This is a genomic window from Brevibacterium yomogidense, assembly GCF_900163715.1.
GTDB lineage: Bacteria > Actinomycetota > Actinomycetes > Actinomycetales > Brevibacteriaceae > Brevibacterium > Brevibacterium yomogidense_A.
Window position 1 is genome coordinate 378,630 of sequence record NZ_FWFF01000001.1, and the last position, 18,047, is coordinate 396,676.

16 protein-coding genes, 1 tRNA gene and 1 pseudogene are annotated in these 18,047 nt (G+C 71.3%); 7 read left to right on the forward strand and 11 right to left on the reverse strand.

Annotation, left to right across the window (positions count from 1 at the left end):
* Positions 1 to 284 precede the first annotated feature (284 nt).
* The 7 genes and pseudogenes from FM105_RS01535 to FM105_RS14435 form a co-directional block, all read right to left on the reverse strand.
* A complete protein-coding gene (locus FM105_RS01535; RefSeq protein WP_087003632.1) occupies positions 285 to 1,205 on the reverse strand; it encodes an enoyl-CoA hydratase-related protein in 921 nt (306 codons plus the stop codon).
* Between the two features lie 168 nt (positions 1,206 to 1,373).
* Positions 1,374 to 2,156: an SDR family oxidoreductase gene (locus FM105_RS01540; RefSeq protein WP_087003635.1), complete on the reverse strand. Its 783-nt coding sequence runs from the start codon at positions 2,154 to 2,156 to the stop codon at positions 1,374 to 1,376.
* A gap of 53 nt (positions 2,157 to 2,209) precedes the next feature.
* Positions 2,210 to 3,085, reverse strand: coding sequence for a formate dehydrogenase accessory sulfurtransferase FdhD (gene fdhD, locus FM105_RS01545; protein WP_087003639.1), 876 nt, complete (start codon positions 3,083 to 3,085; stop codon positions 2,210 to 2,212).
* Positions 3,086 to 3,148: 63 nt separating this feature from the next.
* A complete protein-coding gene (locus tag FM105_RS01550; RefSeq protein ID WP_179207009.1) occupies positions 3,149 to 4,531 on the reverse strand; it encodes a HesA/MoeB/ThiF family protein in 1,383 nt (460 codons plus the stop codon).
* Positions 4,532 to 4,535: 4 nt separating this feature from the next.
* Complete coding sequence (locus FM105_RS01555) at positions 4,536 to 5,843, reverse strand: molybdenum cofactor biosynthesis protein MoaE (protein ID WP_087003645.1); 1,308 nt, start codon at positions 5,841 to 5,843, stop codon at positions 4,536 to 4,538.
* 104 nt (positions 5,844 to 5,947) lie between these two features.
* Positions 5,948 to 6,442: pseudogene (gene moaC / locus FM105_RS01560) on the reverse strand (cyclic pyranopterin monophosphate synthase MoaC); the annotation flags it as partial.
* Positions 6,439 to 7,932 (reverse strand): molybdopterin molybdotransferase MoeA, encoded by a 1,494-nt coding sequence (locus FM105_RS14435; RefSeq protein WP_179207010.1) that lies wholly within the window; start codon positions 7,930 to 7,932, stop codon positions 6,439 to 6,441. The pseudogene moaC and the gene FM105_RS14435, both read right to left, overlap by 4 nt.
* Before the next feature lie 51 nt (positions 7,933 to 7,983).
* Between FM105_RS14435 and FM105_RS14440 the strand changes: the two genes are divergently transcribed.
* From FM105_RS14440 to FM105_RS01585, 5 genes are read left to right on the forward strand one after another with little or no spacing between them, the layout of a single operon-like run.
* Positions 7,984 to 9,228, forward strand: a complete 1,245-nt coding sequence (locus FM105_RS14440; protein ID WP_143275781.1) for a GTP 3',8-cyclase MoaA — start codon at positions 7,984 to 7,986, stop codon at positions 9,226 to 9,228.
* A 15-nt stretch (positions 9,229 to 9,243) separates the two neighbouring features.
* Positions 9,244 to 9,546 carry a MoaD/ThiS family protein gene (locus tag FM105_RS01570; protein WP_087004268.1) on the forward strand — a complete coding sequence of 101 codons (303 nt, stop codon included), beginning with the start codon at positions 9,244 to 9,246 and terminating at the stop codon, positions 9,544 to 9,546.
* Positions 9,547 to 9,548: 2 nt separating this feature from the next.
* On the forward strand, positions 9,549 to 10,940 hold the full coding sequence (locus FM105_RS01575) for a molybdopterin molybdotransferase MoeA (RefSeq protein ID WP_143275782.1): 1,392 nt from the start codon (positions 9,549 to 9,551) through the stop codon (positions 10,938 to 10,940).
* A 24-nt stretch (positions 10,941 to 10,964) separates the two neighbouring features.
* Positions 10,965 to 11,765 carry a molybdate ABC transporter substrate-binding protein gene (gene modA / locus FM105_RS01580; RefSeq protein WP_087003656.1) on the forward strand — a complete coding sequence of 267 codons (801 nt, stop codon included), beginning with the start codon at positions 10,965 to 10,967 and terminating at the stop codon, positions 11,763 to 11,765.
* A complete protein-coding gene (locus FM105_RS01585; RefSeq protein ID WP_087003659.1) occupies positions 11,765 to 13,390 on the forward strand; it encodes an ABC transporter permease in 1,626 nt (541 codons plus the stop codon). The genes modA and FM105_RS01585 overlap by 1 nt, the downstream gene beginning before the upstream one ends.
* Positions 13,391 to 13,430: 40 nt before the next feature.
* Here the strand turns inward: FM105_RS01585 and FM105_RS01590 are convergent, their stop codons facing one another.
* Both FM105_RS01590 and FM105_RS01595 read right to left on the reverse strand, forming a co-directional pair.
* Positions 13,431 to 14,408: an SRPBCC family protein gene (locus tag FM105_RS01590; protein ID WP_087003662.1), complete on the reverse strand. Its 978-nt coding sequence runs from the start codon at positions 14,406 to 14,408 to the stop codon at positions 13,431 to 13,433.
* Positions 14,409 to 14,426: 18 nt separating this feature from the next.
* Positions 14,427 to 14,753 carry an ArsR/SmtB family transcription factor gene (locus FM105_RS01595; protein WP_256970140.1) on the reverse strand — a complete coding sequence of 109 codons (327 nt, stop codon included), beginning with the start codon at positions 14,751 to 14,753 and terminating at the stop codon, positions 14,427 to 14,429.
* A gap of 139 nt (positions 14,754 to 14,892) precedes the next feature.
* Between FM105_RS01595 and mgtE the strand changes: the two genes are divergently transcribed.
* Positions 14,893 to 16,266, forward strand: a complete 1,374-nt coding sequence (gene mgtE / locus FM105_RS01600) for a magnesium transporter (RefSeq protein ID WP_087003664.1) — start codon at positions 14,893 to 14,895, stop codon at positions 16,264 to 16,266.
* Between the two features lie 56 nt (positions 16,267 to 16,322).
* Here the strand turns inward: mgtE and FM105_RS14615 are convergent, their stop codons facing one another.
* Positions 16,323 to 16,496 (reverse strand): hypothetical protein, encoded by a 174-nt coding sequence (locus FM105_RS14615; protein ID WP_179207011.1) that lies wholly within the window; start codon positions 16,494 to 16,496, stop codon positions 16,323 to 16,325.
* A gap of 111 nt (positions 16,497 to 16,607) precedes the next feature.
* On the opposite strand from FM105_RS14615, the gene FM105_RS01605 reads away from it, so the two are divergent.
* Entirely contained in the window at positions 16,608 to 17,519 is a 912-nt protein-coding gene (locus FM105_RS01605; RefSeq protein ID WP_087003667.1) for a LysR family transcriptional regulator, read from the forward strand.
* Positions 17,520 to 17,787: 268 nt separating this feature from the next.
* Here FM105_RS01605 and FM105_RS01610 read toward each other — a convergent pair.
* Positions 17,788 to 17,871 (reverse strand) — tRNA-Leu (locus tag FM105_RS01610).
* Positions 17,872 to 18,047 lie beyond the last annotated feature (176 nt).

The window sequence follows — 18,047 nt, forward strand, 5'->3', positions numbered from 1 at the left end:
GGCCGAGCACAGAACGAGGCGGCGGAGACTCCCTCATCGTCTCCGCCGCCTCTTCGCTCTGACGGGAGCGCCTGCTGCATCCCAGGCGCATCCGCCGTGCACCCGCGGACGACCGGCCATCAGCCCGGAGGCCGTCGACACGTCGGCCGATCGCCCGTCACGGGTCGGCCCCGATCGGCACTCTCCGACTTCGTCTCACGGTCCTCGGATCCAGCGCACCATCGATCAGGTAAGGTCAACCTACCCTTACCGAGACGCGGGCCGCAACTGCTGTGCGCAGCCGATCAGTCGATGCGGTCCGCATCCGGGAACGACGGCAGGTACTGCGGATAGTCCTTCGGCACCGTCATCTCGAACTCCGGCGCCCGCTTGTCGAGGAACGACTGGACGCCCTCCTTCGCGTCGGCCAGCTGGCCCATCTCGTAGATGAGCCGCGAGTCGCGCCGGTGCGCCTCCCACGGGGACGAGGCTCCGAGCATGCTCCACAGCAGCTGGCGGCTGGCACCCAGCGACACGGCCGACGCGCGGTCGACGATCGCCCGCGCCATGTCCATCGCGGTCTCGAGCAGCTCGTCCGGTGCGACGACGCGGGACACGAGGCCCGCGGCACGCGCCTCCTCGGCGTCGAAGACCCGCCCGGTGTAGACCCAGTCGAGGGCCTGCGTGATGCCGACGATGCGCGGCAGGAACCAGCTGGAGGCGGCCTCGGGCACCAGGCCGCGGTGCGCGAAGACGAAGCCGAACCGGGCCTCGGTCGAGGCGATCCTGATGTCCGTCGGCAGCGTCATCGTGGCACCGATGCCCACTGCGGCGCCGTTGACGGCGGTGATCATCGGCTTGCGCATCGATGCGAATGCGAGCGACACCTGCCCACCGCCATCGCGACGGTGCCCGTCGACCGTCGGCAGCTCACCGGTCTCGTCGCTCTCCGCGTGCTTCTCCGAGGTGAAGTCGAACGTCGACTCCCCGCCGCTCAGGTCGGCGCCCGGGCAGAAGAACTTCCCACGACCGGTGAGGACCACCGCCCGGACGCCGTCGTCGCCGTCCGCACGCTGAGCAGCGGCGATGAGTTCGTCCCGCATCGTGCCGTTGAAGCCGTTCCGGCTGGGCGGGTTGTCGATCGTGATGAGCGCGATGCGGTCGGTGACCTCGTAGTCGAGCGTCGTGTACTCGCGGGCGGATGCCTGCTGGTCAGCAGCGGTCATGTCCACTCTCCTCATTGAAAGCCGGGCTGGTCCCACTAATCTATCGTTCGTTCGATGAGACTGTGAACCGGGTCCGCCTCAGAGGTCGGGCCGGCGGCAGAGACCTTGCCGACGGGAGAGACCCTGCTCGTCTCAGAGGCAGGGCCGATGTCACAGACCAGCCCCGTCTCAGAGGATGCCGCGGTAGGCGCCTCCGTCGATGAGCAGGCTCTGGCCGGTGATGTAGCCGGCCCGATCGGAGGCGAGGAACGCGCACGCCGCACCGAATTCGTCCGGGTCACCGAACCGCTTGGCGGGGATGGCGGCGGCCGCGGTGCCGCGGACCTCGTCGATCGACCGGTCCGACGCCTGGGCGGTGAGCGACTGCCCCGACTGCAGCCGGTCGGTGTCGAACGACCCCGGCAGCAGGAAGTTGATCGTCACATTGGCGTGGGCGACTTCGCGGGCGATCCCGGCGAGGAACCCTGTGAGGCCGGCACGCGCGCCGGAGGAGACGTCGAGCCCGGCGATCGGCATCTTGACCGAGGACGAGGTGATGTTCACGATGCGGCCGAAGCGGCGCTCCACCATGCCGTCCAGCACGCGACGGGCGAGCGCGATCGGGGTGACCATGTTGTTCTCCACGCCGGCGCGGATGTCGTCGTCGTCCACATCGGTGAAGGCGCGGAAGGGCGGGCCGCCGTTGTTGTTGACGAGGATGTCGACGGCGCCGTCCGCCGCGGCGATGAGCGCATCCTGCACGTCGGGTTCGGAGACGCTGCCCAGGACGGTGCGGACGTCCGCGCCCGTCTCATCGCGGAGCTCCTGCGCTGTCGCCTCGAGCGCGTCCGCCCGCCGTCCGTTGAGGATGACGATGGCTCCCGCCCGCGCGAGCTCCGTCGCGCACGCGCGGCCCAGCCCCGCGCTCGATGCGCAGACGACCGCGCGCCTGCCTGCGATTCCCAGATCCATGTCGCTCCCCTTCACTGCTGTGTGTTCTGCGCTGTGGTCTGCTGTCGTGAGTACTACGCGATGCGCTCGTGATGGGAGTAGGCGTTGAACCGTGTGCCGCGGTTGAAGCCGACCACGGTGATGCCCTGCTCGCGACCCAGCTCGACGGCCAGGCCGGAGGGCGCGCTCACGGCGGACAGGACGGGGATCCCCGCCATCGCGGCCTTCTGCACGAGCTCGAAGCTGGCGCGGCCCGACACCTGGAGGATGGTGTCCGACAGCGGGAGCATCCCCTCCTGCAGCGCCCATCCGATGACCTTGTCGACGGCGTTGTGGCGTCCGACGTCCTCGCGCACCGCCACCAGTTCTGCGGAGTCCGCGATTCCGCCGGCGTCGCGCGCCATGCGGAAGAGACCTGCGGCGTGGACTCCACCGGTGGACCCGAACAGCTTCTGCTCCTCGCGCATGGCGTCCGGCAGCGAGAGGAGCACGCGTGAGGTGATCGCAGGGGAGGCGACGGGGCCGTCCTCGCTCATCGCGTCGAGCACGATCGGGTACGTGGACGTGCGCTGGACGGCCTCGATCGAGGCCGTGCCGCAGATGCCGCACGCGGACGACGTGTAGATCTGCCGCGCCTGGTAGCGATCCCGATCCCAGGTCCCCGGCTCCAGGACGACCCGCGCAACGTTGAGGTTCCGCGTGCCGTCCGGGTCGATGCCCGTCGAGAAGTCCACGCGCAGGATCTGCTTCCACTCCGTCACGATGCCCTCGCTCAGGAGGAAGCCCGCGATGAGCTCGACGTCGTCGCCCGGAGTCCGCATCGTGACGGTGAACTGCTCGCCGTCGAGTCGCACCTCCAGCGGTTCCTCACCCGCCAGCGAATCCGCCCGCGCATCGATCAGGCCCGTCTCGTCGAATCGACGCACCCGCGTCCGTACCGTCCTGCGCATCGCCGCCTCCTGCACTCCGCTCACGAGCTGCCCCCCCCAGTGTCTCCCATTCCCGGCCGGTGATCACTCCCGTCCGGTGGCAGACTCCTGTCGGGAGATTGCGTCCCGTCCGGCGGCCGCCCACGGTCCGTCGGCATCCTCCGATCGCGCACCGGTGTCCGGGAACTCCCGGGCCCACGCTTCGTACCCGCCCACCACGTCATGGAGCCTCAGCGCCGGGTGCGGCACCCCGTCCCCCCGGGTCTCCGTGTCCACATCCCCCCGGGCCCCTGCGTCCACATCCACGAGGGGGCCCAGCACCTCGAGAGCGCGGGCGGAGCGCGCACCGGCCTGGCAGTGGACGTAGACGTCGACCGCGTCGATCTGCGCCGACCACTCGCGCAGCTGAGCGACCGCGTCCTCGGGGTCAGATTCGATCCGGTCCAGCGGCAGGAGGCGGGCGTCGGGGATCATCCCGCGGGCGGCCTCGGCGGGGGTCCGCACGTCGACGACCAGCCCCGCGGCGAGGGACCGGTCGCCCGTTCGCCGGTTGCGTGTCTCAGACGCCGGTTCCTGCACCGGAGTCTCGGACACGGAGGCGGCGAATGGCTGCACTGGGTGCACCGGCGCGCGGGATGCGCCTGGCGCGCCCACCGCGCTCACCGCGCCCACCACGCCCGCCAGCTGCGTCACGCTCACCTGTCGAGGGACGCCGCGCCCCACGTCCGCGGCGGTCTGCGGCCGGGCAACGCGGGGCGAGCGCGCGAGCGGCACCGTCTCCCACTCCGCGGTGAGCATGTCGTACACGAGCACGCGGCCGATCGCAGGCCGGCCGATCCCCAGCACGAGCTTCAGCACCTCGCCGGCCATCGCCGTGCCGAGCACCCCCGGCACCGTGCCCAGCACACCGGCGACCGCGCAGCTGGGCACCGCGCCGGCGGGCGGCATGACGGGCAGCAGGTCGCGGTAGACCGGCCCCCGGGATCCGTGGAAGACGCTCAGCTGCCCGCCGTCGGTGAGCACCGCCGCCCACACGTGCGGGATGTCCAGGAGCGTGCAGGCGTCGGACACGACGTAGCGGGTGGCGAACGAATCCGCCCCGTCGACCACGATGTCGTAGCCCTCCACGACGTCCATGACCGTGTCGGCGGTGAGGCGCAGGTCGTGCGTCACGACCGCCACCTGGGGGTTCAGCGCCCGCAGCGCATCCGCGGCGGATTCGACCTTCGGCCGTCCCACGTCTTCCGTCCGGTGGATGACCTGCCGATGCAGGTTGCTGAGCTCCACGCGGTCGTCGTCGACGATCCCGATCGTCCCGATCCCGGCCGCCGCGAGGTACTGACCGGCAGGGCTGCCCAGTCCGCCCGCGCCCACGAGCAGCACCCGCGCCCGCGAGAGCTTCTCCTGGCCCGCCTCCCCCACGCCGGGGACGCGGGTCTGCCGTGCATAGCGACCGGTGGAACTCATGGGATCACTCCACGCCCACCCAGTCATGCGCGCCATCGGAGTAGTCCTGGCGCTTCCAGATCGGCACGCGTGCCTTGATCCGATCGACGAGCTCCGCACAGGCGGCGAACGCGTCCCTGCGATGCGCCGAGGCGGCCGTCACCAGCAGCGCGTCGTCACCCACGCGCAGTTCACCGATCCGGTGCTCGGCGCTCATGCGCACGCCGGGGTGGTCTGCTGCCGCTTCGGCCAGCACCTCGTCGAGGACCTTCTGAGCCTCCGGATGCGCCGAGTACGCGAGCCCCACGACGTCGTCCCGACCGGAGTCATGGTCGCGCACGACCCCGTGGAACACCGCGAGTGCGCCGGTCTGCGGGGTCTTAACGCGGGCCTCGGCGGCGGTGAGGTCCAGGGGCTCCTCCGTGATGCGTCCCCAGGCGAACGGCTCCACAGCCGGCTCCGGCGTGTACACCCGGAACGGCTCGGTCGCGGGCTGGGCCTCGAGCACCGGGGACGGTTCGGTCGCGTGCAGCGCCGCGTCGGCGGGCGCTCCGTTCACCGCGGCGTGGGCTCCGTGCAGGGCCGGACCGCCGGCGGGCGCCGTGCCCACCGCGGCGTGCGCTCCTGCCACCTGCGACGATTCTCCGGCATCAGGCCCGTCATGCCGACCACGTCCAGCGTGCCCGTCATGCTCAGCACGTCCAGCGTGCCCCTCATGCTCAGCACGTCCAGCATTCCCAGCCCGCCCGCGCGGAGCATGGACCCCGTCGCTGACGTTCTCGAGCTGCGCCTGGATGTGGTGGAGGATCGGGTCGAGGACCGTGATCCCGTCCTTCACTCCCCCGACGGACCCGGGCAGATTCACGACGAAGGTGCGGTCGCACGCACCGGCGGTGCCCCGGCTCATGGCCGCTTCCGGCAGCTTCGCGAGACCGTGGTCCACGAGCGCCTGGACGATCCCCGTCGCCTCCCTGTCCAGGACTCTGCGGGTCTCCTCGGGTGTCGTGTCCTCCGGCGCCAGCCCTGTTCCGCCGGTCGTGACGATCACGCGGGGACGCTCCGACTCGGGCGCGTCCCGGACGTGCCGCCTGAGTGCCTCGCCGACGGCAGGACCGTCAGGGACGATCTGCGGAGCGTCCACGCGGTAGCCGCGCTCGCCCAGCCAGCCGGTCAGCAGCGGACCGGTCGCGTCCTCGGTCTCGCCCGCGTAGCCGGACGTCGACACGACCAGAACCACCGCGCGCCGGCCCTCACCGAACGTCGGCGACCGATCACCACCGCGCGTCGCCCTGCGCGGACGCCTGTCCGCATCCGGTCGCGTGTGCCGTGTCATCCGTGGTCCTTCCCCTCGCCGAGGCTCTCAGCACCCGGGCCGCCGTCTCCGGTACCGCTGTCACCGGCACCCCCGTCGCCGAGGCCGTCCGCCGGTCCCCTGCCCCAGTCGCCGGAGGCGCCTCCGGACTTCTCCTCGACCCGGGTGGGACCGATGACGGCGTCGCGGTCGAGCGCCTTCACCATGTCGTAGAGCGTGAGGGCCGCGACGGACGCCGCGGTAAGCGCCTCCATCTCCACTCCCGTGACGCCCTTCGTCTTCACGCGGGCGCGCACAGCGATCGCGCCGGGATCATCCGGGGCCCGCTCCAGGTCGACGGAGACGCCGGTCAGCGGCAGCGGGTGGCACAGCGGCACCAGATCCGGAGTCCGCTTCGCTGCCATGATCCCCGCGACACGGGCGACGGCGAGCGCATCGCCCTTCGGCAGGGTGCCCTCGAGCATCTGGTCGACGACCTCGGCGGTGGTGGTCAGCCGCGAGGACGCGACGGCAACCCTGCTCGTCACGGCCTTCGCGGACACATCGACCATGTGGGCGGTGCCGTCGGCCCGCACGTGCGTGAGGCGGCCCGACGTGCGCGCGTCGTCGTGGGCGCTCACAGGACCACCACCTCGACGGCGGTGCCGGCCGGCAGTTCCTCGGGGCCCGGCGGGACCACGATGAGGGAATCCGCATGGGCCGCGGTGGCCAGCAGGTGCGAACTGGTGCCCGGGAACGCGCGCACGCGCAGTCGTGTGGAATTCGAGGCAGTGGTCCCGTCGTGGAGCATTCCCATTCCCATCTCGGATCGGCGCAGTTGGGTCTTGGCGGCGAGCGGCGTGACCGGGGCGGCGAGCGCGGCCCTGATCCTGCGCGCCGGCCGTCCGGTGGACCACGCGCGGTCCATGGCGTCGCGCAGCAGGACGTGCGCGCTGATCCAGGTGCTCACCGGATTGCCGGGGAAGCAGACGATCGGGATCCGAGCTCCGGTGCCGAGGTCGAGGCTGTCCTGCTCCAAGCTGTCCTCCTCGAGGACGCCCGCACCCTGCGGTCCGCCGGGCTGCATCGCGACGGAGCCGAAGCCCACGCGCGCGGTGAGGCCGCCGAGGTCCACGCCGGCACCCAGCGCACCCGAACCACCCAGCTCCCCTGCTCCACCCAGCCGGGCCGACCCACCCGACTCACCCGACCCGCCCTGTGCACTTGACCCACCCAGCCCCTGCTGGACCACCTCGAACCGGCCGGCGCTGATGCCGCCGCTCGTGAGGACCAGGTCCGGCGCGGTCGCGCGCACGCGGGCGCTCAGCGATGCGCGGAAGTCCGCGACGGTGTCATCGACGATGAGCGCGTCGACGACCTCGGCCCCGCAGCGGCGCATAACGGCGCTCAGCAGTGCGTGGTTCGCGTCGTAGACCTGGTCATCGCGCAGCGGACTGCCGGGCTGCGCGACCTCATCCCCACCGGTGACGACGAGGACGCGCGGCCGAGCACGGACGGTGACCTCCGTGAGGCCGAACGCGGCGAGGACCCCCAGCGCGGCGGACCCCAGGACCGTCCCGGCCGGGAGCGCGACGTCTCCGGCGGCGATGTCGCTGCCGCGCGGCCGGACGAACCGGCCTGCGGGCGTCTGACCTGCGCGCACTGTCGGGGACTCGTAGCCGTCGGACTCCTCGACGGGAATCACTGCACTGGCGCCGGGCGGCAGGGGTGCGCCGGTCATGATCGGCACCGCCGTGCCCGGTGCCACCGCGTCGCCCGTCTGGCCCGCAGCGATCATGCCGACGACGTCGAAGGCCCCGGGAGTCGCCGCAGCGTCCAGCGCGAAGCCGTCCATCTGCGAGTTGTCGAAGCGCGGCAGGTCGAACGGCGCTCGCAGGTCATCGACGAGCACCCGATCGAGCGCCTCTGCCACAGGGACACTCTCTGCTCCGATGGTGCGGACGCTCAGCGCTGCGACGAGTGCGTCCACATGCGAGTCCATGCTCCGGGGCTCCGCCCAGTCGCGGAACGCATCGTCACGGTGCTCGTGGGCGTCGCGGACACCGGAGGACGCCGCGCCACGCGGCGCCGGTTCCGCCTGCACGTCCCCCTGCACGCCTGGTTCCGTCATGGTCCTGACTCTACCGGCGGAGTGTGGACGGAGTCCGTACACTATGAGGGTATGGATGTGAGTCTGGGAATCCCCACCGTGCGGGCCTCCACGGCCGGCGACTCGCACGAGGCCGCCGCGGCGCTCCATGCGCGAGCCCACGGCGCCACGAAGACTGAGCTCGACAGCCGTGCGCACGACGCCCCCGTCGAACCGGGCCTCCTCGATCGCCATGGTCGCCTCGGGACGGATCTGCGGATCTCGCTCACGGACAAGTGCAACCTGCGCTGCACGTACTGCATGCCGGCCGACGGCATGGACTGGATGCCTCCTCCCTCCCTGCTCACCGCCGCCGAGGTCGTCCGCCTCGTCGACATCGCCGTCGCCGTGCACGGGGTGCGGGATCTCCGGCTCACCGGCGGGGAGCCGCTCATCCGCCCGGATCTCGAGGACATCATCGCGGGCGTCCGCGCGCACCATCCGGATCTGCCGATCGCGATCACGACGAACGGGATCGGCCTCACGAAGAGGGCCGCGACCCTCGCGGCCGCGGGACTCACGCGCCTGAACGTCTCCCTCGACACCATCGACGCGGACACCTTCCGCAGGCTGGCCCGCCGCAATCGTCTGGCCGACGTGCTCGCGGGGATAGACGCCGCGCTGGCGGCGGACCTGCACCCCGTGAAGGTCAATGCCGTGCTCATGCGCGGCGAGAACGACGACCAGGCACCCGATCTCCTCGCCTTCGCCCTGGAGCGCGGACTCGATCTGCGGTTCATCGAGCAGATGCCTCTGGACGGAGACCACGGGTGGACGCGTGAGGGCATGGTGACGGCCCGTGAGGTCCGCGACCTCCTGTCGCAGCACTGGCGGCTCGTCCCGGACGACGTCCCCCGCGGCGGTGCACCGGCCGAACTCTGGCGGGTCCTGCCGCTCGACTCCGATGCTGACTCCGGCTCCGGTTCCGGTTCCGACTCCGATCCCAATGCTGATCCCGACGCTGTCCCCAGCTCCCGCACCGATGCCGCAGAGCCGCTCGGCCGCGTGGGCGTCATCGCCTCGGTCACCGAGCCCTTCTGCTCCGCCTGCACCCGCACCCGCATCACTGCGGACGGCAAGGTGCGCTCGTGCCTGTTCTCCCACGAGGAGTTCGATCTCGCCTCCGCGATGCGCTCCGGGGAGTCCGACGACGTGGTCGCCCGCATGTGGCAGCAGGCGATGTGGCTCAAGCCCGCCGCCCACGGCATGGAGAGGCCCGGACTGGACAGCGACGACTACGTGCAGCCGGACCGTACGATGAGCGCGATCGGTGGTTGAGTGGAGGAGACGACGATGAGCCCGGGACAGACCCCGCACCGCACGCTCGCGGTCCGCTATTTCGCCGCCGCGCGGGCGGCCGCCGGCGACCTCGCTGAGGAGTCGGTCCCGATCCCCCACCGCGTCGAAGAGCTCACACGGGAGCAGCTCGCCGCACTTCTGGTCTCCCTCCACCCGGATCCGCCCGGGGACGAACCGTCGCTGGAGCGCGTGCTCGAGCAGTCGAGCGTGCTGATCGACGGCGTCGTCATGGGTGAGGACGACCTGGTGCGCCCCGGCATGCGGGTCGACGTGCTGCCGCCCTTCGCAGGCGGCTGAGAGTGAGGAAGAGCGCCCGAGGTCCCCGCTGGGACGAGGCCATGCGGCTCGCCTACGACACCGGGGCCGAGGCCGCCCGCGCCCGATCGTCCGCGCTCGCCGGCTCCTCCGCTGCCGTTCCGCTCGCTGACGCGTTCGGCCGCACCCTCGCCGAGGACCTCCGGGCCCTGTTCGACGTCCCCCACTACGACTCGTCCGCGATGGACGGCTATGCCGTGTCCGGTCCGCCGCCGTGGACCCTGGATGACACGGGACCGCGCGACCACGCTGCGGCACAGGCCGCGCCGGATGGGCCCCAGCGGGCTGCGGGAACGCTGCCCGAGCTGGAGCCGGGCCGCGCCCGGACGGTGGTGACGGGCGGCGTGGTGCCGGCCGGGACCTCGGGCGTGGTGCGACGCGAGTACACGCACAGCGAGTCGGGCGAGGATGATGTCCGCATCGTCATGCGGCCGGACGCTCCCGAATCGGAGCTGGAACCCGGCCGCCACGTGCGCCGGTCCGGGCGCGAGGCCGCGCGCGGCGACGTGCTCGCCTCGGCCGGCCGGCCGCTCACCCCTCCCCTGCTCGCGATGGCCGGGATCAGCGGGCACGACGACGTGCCGGTCCTGCCGCCGGTTACCGCCGCCCTCCTGCTCACCGGCGATGAGGTGCGCACGTCCGGAACACCGGCCGCAGGCGAGGTCCGCGACGCCTTCGAGGTGCAGCTGCCCCACGTGCTGCGGGCCGCCGGGATCGAGGTCGTCGCCGTGCGCAGGATCGGCGATGACCGCGCGGTGACGCGGGACGCGCTGGCGGAGCTCGTCGACCTCGCCGACGTGATCGTGACGACCGGCGGCACGGGCAGGTCGGACGCTGACCACGTGCGAGCGGTCCTGCAGGAGGAAGCGCGGGAGTCTTCCTCGTCGTCACAGCCGTCCTCCCGGCTCGTCATCGATGAGCTGGGGATGCGTCCCGGGCACCCGACGCTGCTCGCGCTGCGGGGTCGGGACGTCCCCGCGGGGACGTCTCGACCGGTTCCCGTCCTCGCGCTTCCGGGCAACCCGCTGGCTGCGCTGGCGGCGATGCGGATCGTGGGATCGGCCGTGCTGCGCGGCCTGCGGGGGCCGGATCCAGAGGTGCCTCTCACCGTCCCGGCGGCGCAGGACCTTCCGGCGGAGAAGGTGGACCGGCTCGTCCCCGCCCGCCCGGCAGGTTCTGCAGGTCCGGTACCCCCTGGGGACCCCGGAACGCCACCGGCTCCCGGCACCTGCGACCACGAAGACGCATGGCTCCCCGTCGAGCACGTCGCGTCCAACATGATGCGCGGCCTCACTATGGGGCGCGGCTGGCTGGTCCTCCCGACCCGTCCGGTGAGGGCGGGCGAGCGCATCGCCTTCCTCCCGCTGGAGTGGTGACGAGATGACGGCGAAGGAGTCTCCGTGACGAAGTCCCTCGCGGCCGCCGCTGCGGCTTCCACGCTCCTCCTCTCTGCCTGCGGCGGATCAGCCGCTGATTCCGCGGTCGGTGACTCCGCAGAAGGGGACGCCGCGGCGCCGACGACCCTCACCGTGTTCGCCGCCGCCTCGCTGACCGACACGTTCGAGGATCTCGCAGACCGATTTGCCGAGTCCCACGACGGCGTCGACGTCCAGCTGAGCTTCGCCGGGTCGTCTGATCTCGTCACGCAGATCCGGGAGGGTGCGCCCGCGGACGTCGTCGCCACGGCCGACGAGCGCACGATGCAGAGCCTCGTCGAGGACGACCTCGTCGCGGCAGAACCGCAGAACTTCGTGTCGAACACGCTGGTCATCGCTGTGCCGACCGGCAACCCGGAGCGCATCGAGGGACTCGCGGACCTCACCGGCGGCGGCCTCGACGTCGTCGTGTGCGCGCCCCAGGTCCCGTGCGGTGCCGCGACAGAGACCGTCGCGGAGTCCGCAGGCGTCGAGATCGACGCGGTGAGCGAGGAGCCGGCCGTCACGGACGTGCTCGGCAAGGTCGCGAACGGCCAGGCGGATGCGGGGCTGGTGTACCGGACCGACGCCTCGGGAGCAGACGAGGTCGACGCCGTCGAGTTCCCGGAGTCCGACGACGCCGTCAACCTCTACCCGATCGCGCCCGTCGCTGATGCGGGGAACGCTGATGCGGAGAACGCCGAGGCCGCCCAGCAGTTCGTGGACTTCGTCCTGTCCGACGAGGGCCGTGCGGTGTTCGACGCAGCGGGCTTCGGGGCGCCGTGATGCGCGGCAGTCCGCCGTCTGCGGGTGGCACGGACACGCACGCAGCAGCGCGCGGCGGCACGCGTCGCCGCCCGCTGTCCCGTGAACGCTCTCCCAGGCTCCCGTGGGGGCTCGCACCGTTCGCGCTGCTGGGCGCGCTCGTCGTCATCCTGCCGGTGGTGGGGCTGACGCTGCGCGTGCCGTGGCCGGAGTTCGGCGGACTCGTCACCAGTCGCGACTCCCTCACGGCGCTGCGCCTGTCGCTCGCGACCGCGTGCGTCTCCGCCGGCGTGTGCGTCGTCCTGGGCGTTCCGCTGGGCATGATGCTGGCGCGCAGCGAGGCGGTCCTCCTCCGCACCGTGCGGGCGTTCGTGCTGCTGCCGGTGGTGCTGCCGCCGGTGGTGGGCGGTCTGGCGCTGCTGGCGACGTTCGGCCGTCAGGGCCTCCTCGCCGCTCCTATGGAGGCCACCGGCATCGACATCGCGTTCACGACGGCGGCGGTGATCTGCGCGCAGGTGTTCGTGTCGCTGCCGTTCGTCGTCATGGGCGTCGAGAGCGCGATGCGCACCCACGGCACGGACTTCGAGACCGCCGCGGCCGTGCTGGGCGCCGGACCCGGCCACACATTCGCGACGGTGACGCTGCCGCTGCTGGTGCCCGCGATCGCGTCCTCCGCGGTGCTGTCGTTCGCCCGGTCGCTGGGCGAGTTCGGGGCCACGCTCACGTTCGCCGGGTCGCTCGCGGGCACGACCCGCACGCTTCCGCTGGAGATCTACCTCCGCCGCGAGACCGACCCGGACGCCGCCGTCGCCGTCTCCATGCTGCTGGTCGCGATCGCGCTGCTGGTCGTCATCGCGGTCTACTCGCTCCCGCAGTCGTGGCGCCGCGGCTCACCGGCGCGGGTCCGGACCCGCGCCGCCGCAAGCATGCCTCCTGCCCACGAGGGACGGATGGCCGGGACACAGGAGACGACCGCCGCCGAGGTGCCGGTCGCCCGCCGTGCACGCCCGCCTCGGCTGGTGGTGGAGTTCGACGCACCGGATCGTCGCATCGCGCAGTCCTTCACCGTCGAACCCGGTGAGACCCTCGCCCTCACCGGGCCGAACGGCGTCGGGAAGTCGACGATCCTCGCCGTCGTCGCCGGGCTCCTGATCCCCCCGCGCGCACGCGTGGAGGTGGACGACCGCGTCCTCACGCACATCGCCGGCGGACGGAGCGGCGCCGATGTGCCACCGCATCGACGCAGCGTCACGCTCCTCCTCCAGGACCCGCGCCTCTTCCCCCATATGACGGCCGGCGGCAACATCGCGTTCGGGCTCCGCGCCGCGGGCGTGACGGGGGCACACGCGAAGGCGCAGGCTCAGCGGATGCTGGACGACCTCGGCATCGGGCATCTGGGACGGGTGAAGCCGCGCGGACTGTCCGGGGGACAGCGCGCCCGCGTCGCTCTTGCGCGAGCGCTCGCGACGGATCCGCAGATCGTCCTCCTGGATGAGCCGTCCGCCGCGCTCGACGCCGATTCGGCCCCGCAGATCCGCGCACTGCTGCGGGAGCTGCTGGCGGATCGCACGTGTGTGCTGGTCAGCCACGATCCGGCGGAGGTGCAGGCACTGGCCGATCGGGAGATCCGTCTGGCCCACGACTGACGGGCACCGGTCAGTCGTGCGCTGGTCAGCCATGCCCTGGTCAGGTCGCCGCGAGGACCTCGGACTCCATGCGGGCGTAGCTCGACTCCATGCCGTCAACCATGCCGGTGTCCAGCACCATGTCGCGCATCTCCAGCGACGGGTAGGTGATGACGGTCGCCAGCAGGGTGCCGCCGTCGACCGCGGTCAGCGTCATCTCGTTGGTGGCGCCCGGACCGTCCGTGCCGATCATCTGTTCGGTCGCGGTCTCATGTGCGGGCGGCACCGATGCGAGGACCTCCCCGGTGAAGCCGAAGCGGTCCGTCCCCTGATCGGATTCCCATTCATAGCGGTAGGTGTCCCCCACCTTCTGCGCCGGTTCGCACACGGGCATCGTCCAGCCGTCGGGACCGAGCATCCACCGGCGGATGAGCGCGGGGTCGTGGTGGGCGCGCCAGACATGGTCGATGGAGCCGCGGATCACGCGACTCACGCGCACCGTCGTGTCGTCGAGGATCTGGATCTCCGTCCCACGGCCCGCCGCGAACGACACCAGGTCGGCGAGCACATCGTCGATCTGCCCCATGGCCGACTTCGTGCCTTCGAGCATTCCCATCTCCAGCAGCTGCTCGAGCTCTTCGGCCGAATGGAAGAACGTGGTCGTCGTGAGCCGGGAGCCGGACTCCGTCTCCGTGAAGACGAAGACCATGCGCATGCTGGGCATGTCCGCGGCAGGCACGCCGTCCTCACCGGCGAATCCGTCGCGGACCTCGAAGGAGCGCAGCGGATCCACCGCCACGAACTCCCAATACCCGCGTGAGACGGAGCCGTCGGGCAGTGTCATGGCGTAGTGCGAGCGTCCGCCGGTCGTGAGGTCATGGCGGGTGAAGACCGCAGGGCACCCGACGGGTCCCCAGAACTTCTCCAGCTGCCGCGGATCCGCGTACGCGTCCCACAGCCGGCGGACGGGAACGGGGAAGTCCGCAGTGATCGTGAGGGTGAGGTCTTCTGCGTTCTGGTCAATGGATGTGATGGGCATGGGAGGACCTTCCAGTCATCAGCGCTGCTCGTCGTCGAGGAGCGCGTCGAGGCGGGCGATGCGGCCGCGCCAGATCTGTTCGTACTCGTCGAGGAGGTGCCTGGCACGCGCCAGCATCTCCGGGTTGCCGCGGACCAGGCGCTCCCGGCCCTTCTTCTCCTTGTTCACGAGTCCAGCCCCTTCCAGAACGGACACGTGCTTCTGCACGGCGGCGAACGACATGTCGTAGTCCGACGCGAGCGTCGACACGCTCGCGGGACCGGACAGCGTCCGCCGGACGATGTCGCGCCGCGTCGCATCAGCCAGCGCCCGGAAGATCCGGTCGACCTCCGCGTCGCTCTGCATGACATCCACCATACGTACAACCATATGGTTGCGCATTGCGTGTGTCAATGGTTCGCCTCGACGGCCCACCGTCGGGCGCGCGTGCCGCCGCACCCGCGCCCCCGTACAGTGAGGGGTCGGATCGCGAGGAGGGTGTCGCATGACAGAGATGACGGCTGAGGCCGCGGCAGACGCGCTCGACCGGGCGCTCTCCGGGCGCATGGACTCCGAGAGCGTCGACGCGATCGCCCACCTGGCTCCCCACGTCGAGCGGCAGGAGCTCACACGGCTCGTCCACACGACGATGCCCCTGCAGTCCGCCGTGCTCTTCCGCGTGCTCGACAAGGACGATGCGCTCGCGGTGTTCGAGGGGCTGCCGCCGAACTATCAGGCCGAGCTCCTCCAGAACCTCCGGGAACCGGAGGTCGCCCAGATCATCGACGGCCTGGACCCCGACGACCGCGCCGATCTGTTCGGCGAGCTCCCCGCGCGCGTCGTGTCCGACCTCATGAGTGGACTCGACGCGAACGAGCGCGAGATGACCGCCGCGGTCCTGGGCTATCCCCGGGACGCGATCGGCCGCTACATGTCCCCCGAGGTCCTGAACCTCCACGCGGACTGGACGGCCGCCGACGCGATGGAGGTCGTCCGCGCGCGGATCGACGGCCCGGAGACCGTCTACCTGCTCCCCGTCGTCGGCGCAGGTCGTGTCCTCACGGGCGTCGTCTCGCTGCGCAACCTCCTCGAAGCGGAGACCACGGCACCCGACACCGCCGTGGGCGACCTGGTGCGCGATGCGTTCAGCGTCCACGCCCTCACCGACCGTGAACGAGCAGCTCGCGAATTCCTCTCCCACCGGCTCATCGCCATGCCGGTCGTGGATGAGGAGGAGCGGATCGTCGGCATCCTCACGATGGACGACGTCCTCGACATCATCGACGAGGAGGACGCGGAGGACGTGGCGCGCGGCAGCGGCTCCGAACCCCTGAACCGCTCGTACCTCTCCAGCTCGATCCTGCGCATCGTCCGCAGCCGCATCGTGTGGCTGCTGGTGCTCGCCGTCTCCGCGATCCTCACCGTGCAGGTGCTCGAGGTGTACGAGGACCGGCTCGACCAGGTCGTGGTCCTCGCCCTCTTCATCCCCCTGCTCACCGGCACCGGCGGCAACACGGGCAACCAGGCGGCGACCACCGTCACCCGCGCACTGGCCGTGGGCGAGGTGCGGATCCGGGACCTCGGCCGCGTCATCTGGCGCGAACTGCGCGTGGGCGCGCTGCTGGGATCCGTCCTGGGCGCCCTCGGCTTCGCGGTCGCCGGCCTGGTCTACGGCTGGGCGATCGGGATCGTGATCGGGCTGACGCTCCTGTCGGTCTGCATCATGGCCGCGACCGTGGGCGGGCTGATGCCCATCATCGCGAAGCGGATCGGCGCGGATCCCGCCGTGTTCTCCAACCCGTTCATCTCCACCTTCTGCGATGCGACGGGACTCATCCTGTACTTCACGATCGCGACCGCGGTGCTGGGCCTGCAGTGACGTGCCCGTGCTCGGCCTGCAGTGACGTGCCCGTGTTCGGCCTGCGGTGAGCCGCGTCAGTACCGCCGGATGTCCGGCACCGCCCACCCGCGGCTGATGGTGTGGAGGATGTCGCCGCCGTCGAGCTCATCGAGCGGCAGGCGCTCACGAAGAGGGCAGACGGCCCGCCCCCGCGCGAAGTAGTACAGCGCCGCCGTCGCTCCGGTCATGGTGAGAACTGCGGTCAGCATGGCCCCTCCCTCCGGGTCCGGTTCTTCGTACAGTTCTACGATCCTCCCGCTGACACCTGAGGACAAGCGACGCTTCCTTGCGCATCGTTCAGTCCTGCTTATGCTTGAGGCATGGTCGACATCCACCGCCTGCGCGTGCTGTGCTCCGTCGTCGCGACGGGGTCCGTGCGGGCCGCCGCAGACGCCCTGTCCTTCACTCCCAGCGCGGTGAGCCAGCACCTCACGATCCTCCAGCGGGAGACGGGGCTGCGCCTCTTCGAGAAGTCCGGCCGCGGGATCGTGCCGACCGCGCACGGCAGGAGACTCGCGGATCAGGGGCAGGAGGTGCTCGCCGCACTGGGCCGGGTCGACCGCTTCATCGATGACCTGAGGATCGGCCACACCGGGTCGCTGACGGTCGGGACCCTCGCATCCGCCGGAGAGTACTGGCTGCCGTCGATCGCAGCCCGGCTGCGCGACGAGTTCCCCACGACGACGCTGCTCATCGAGCTCACCGATCCGCCCGTGTCGACCGAGCGGCCTGACATCGACATCCGGACGGAGCGCGACACCCCAGCGGCCCACGTGCCCCCGGGGGTGACCCGGATCGAGATCTCCCGCGACCCGTTCGTCGCGATCCTGCCGCGTGATCACCGCTGCGCGAGCGACGAGGAAGTGACCGCCGCAGACCTGGGAGCGGACCCCTGGATCCGCGAGTACGTGGGCGACGGCGTCGAGGCCCGCATCCTCGCCGATGTCTGGAGGGCGGCGGGGGTCGCACCCCGATCCGTCGTCCAGGCGGCCGATCACCGCGGGGCGATCGCCTTCGTGGCCAGCGGTGCTGGCATCTGCGTGATACCCGCGCTCGCGGCCCGCGACCTGCCGGACACCGTCGTCGCCCGCAGGCTGGTCCGCCCCGACGCCGAACGCATCATCGTCGCCTACGTGCAGGATTCCGTGCGCCACCATCCGGCCGCGGAGCGCCTGCTGACCATCCTCCGCGACATGGGAGCGGAGCACGAGCGCGCGACGCGACGGACCTGAGCGGCCGTCACCGGCACGAGGCGCCGAGGCCGCAGCCCGGGGGCGCGGAGCGCGGGGCGCGCGGCGCGGAGCGCGGAGCGCGGGGCCAACCGGACCCGAGGCAACCCAGGGTCCGAGCCCGAAACCCGAATTCGAGTGCTCAGCATCCACACCATCCGGGCGTCGAATCTGTGCGCATGTTGAGCTTTCGAGCTTCATCGAGAGGTCCATAACCAGAGACAAGCACGAAGGCCCCGGAGCCTTTCGGTTCCGGGGCCTTCCCCTGCTGTGCGCGAGGGGGGACTTGAACCCCCACGTCCTTTCGAACACTGGCACCTGAAGCCAGCGCGTCTACCAATTCCGCCACTCGCGCGAGTGACAACAGACGGAGACATTACCAGCAAGACGGGCCATCGCACCAATCGAGATCCCGGCGCACCCCACTCCAGCCGCCATTCACCTGCCGGACATCTCACAGACACATTCTCAGGTGCCGCCGTCCAACCCGCCACCTGAGGCGCGCACATGCGGATCGGATCGCTCCACCAG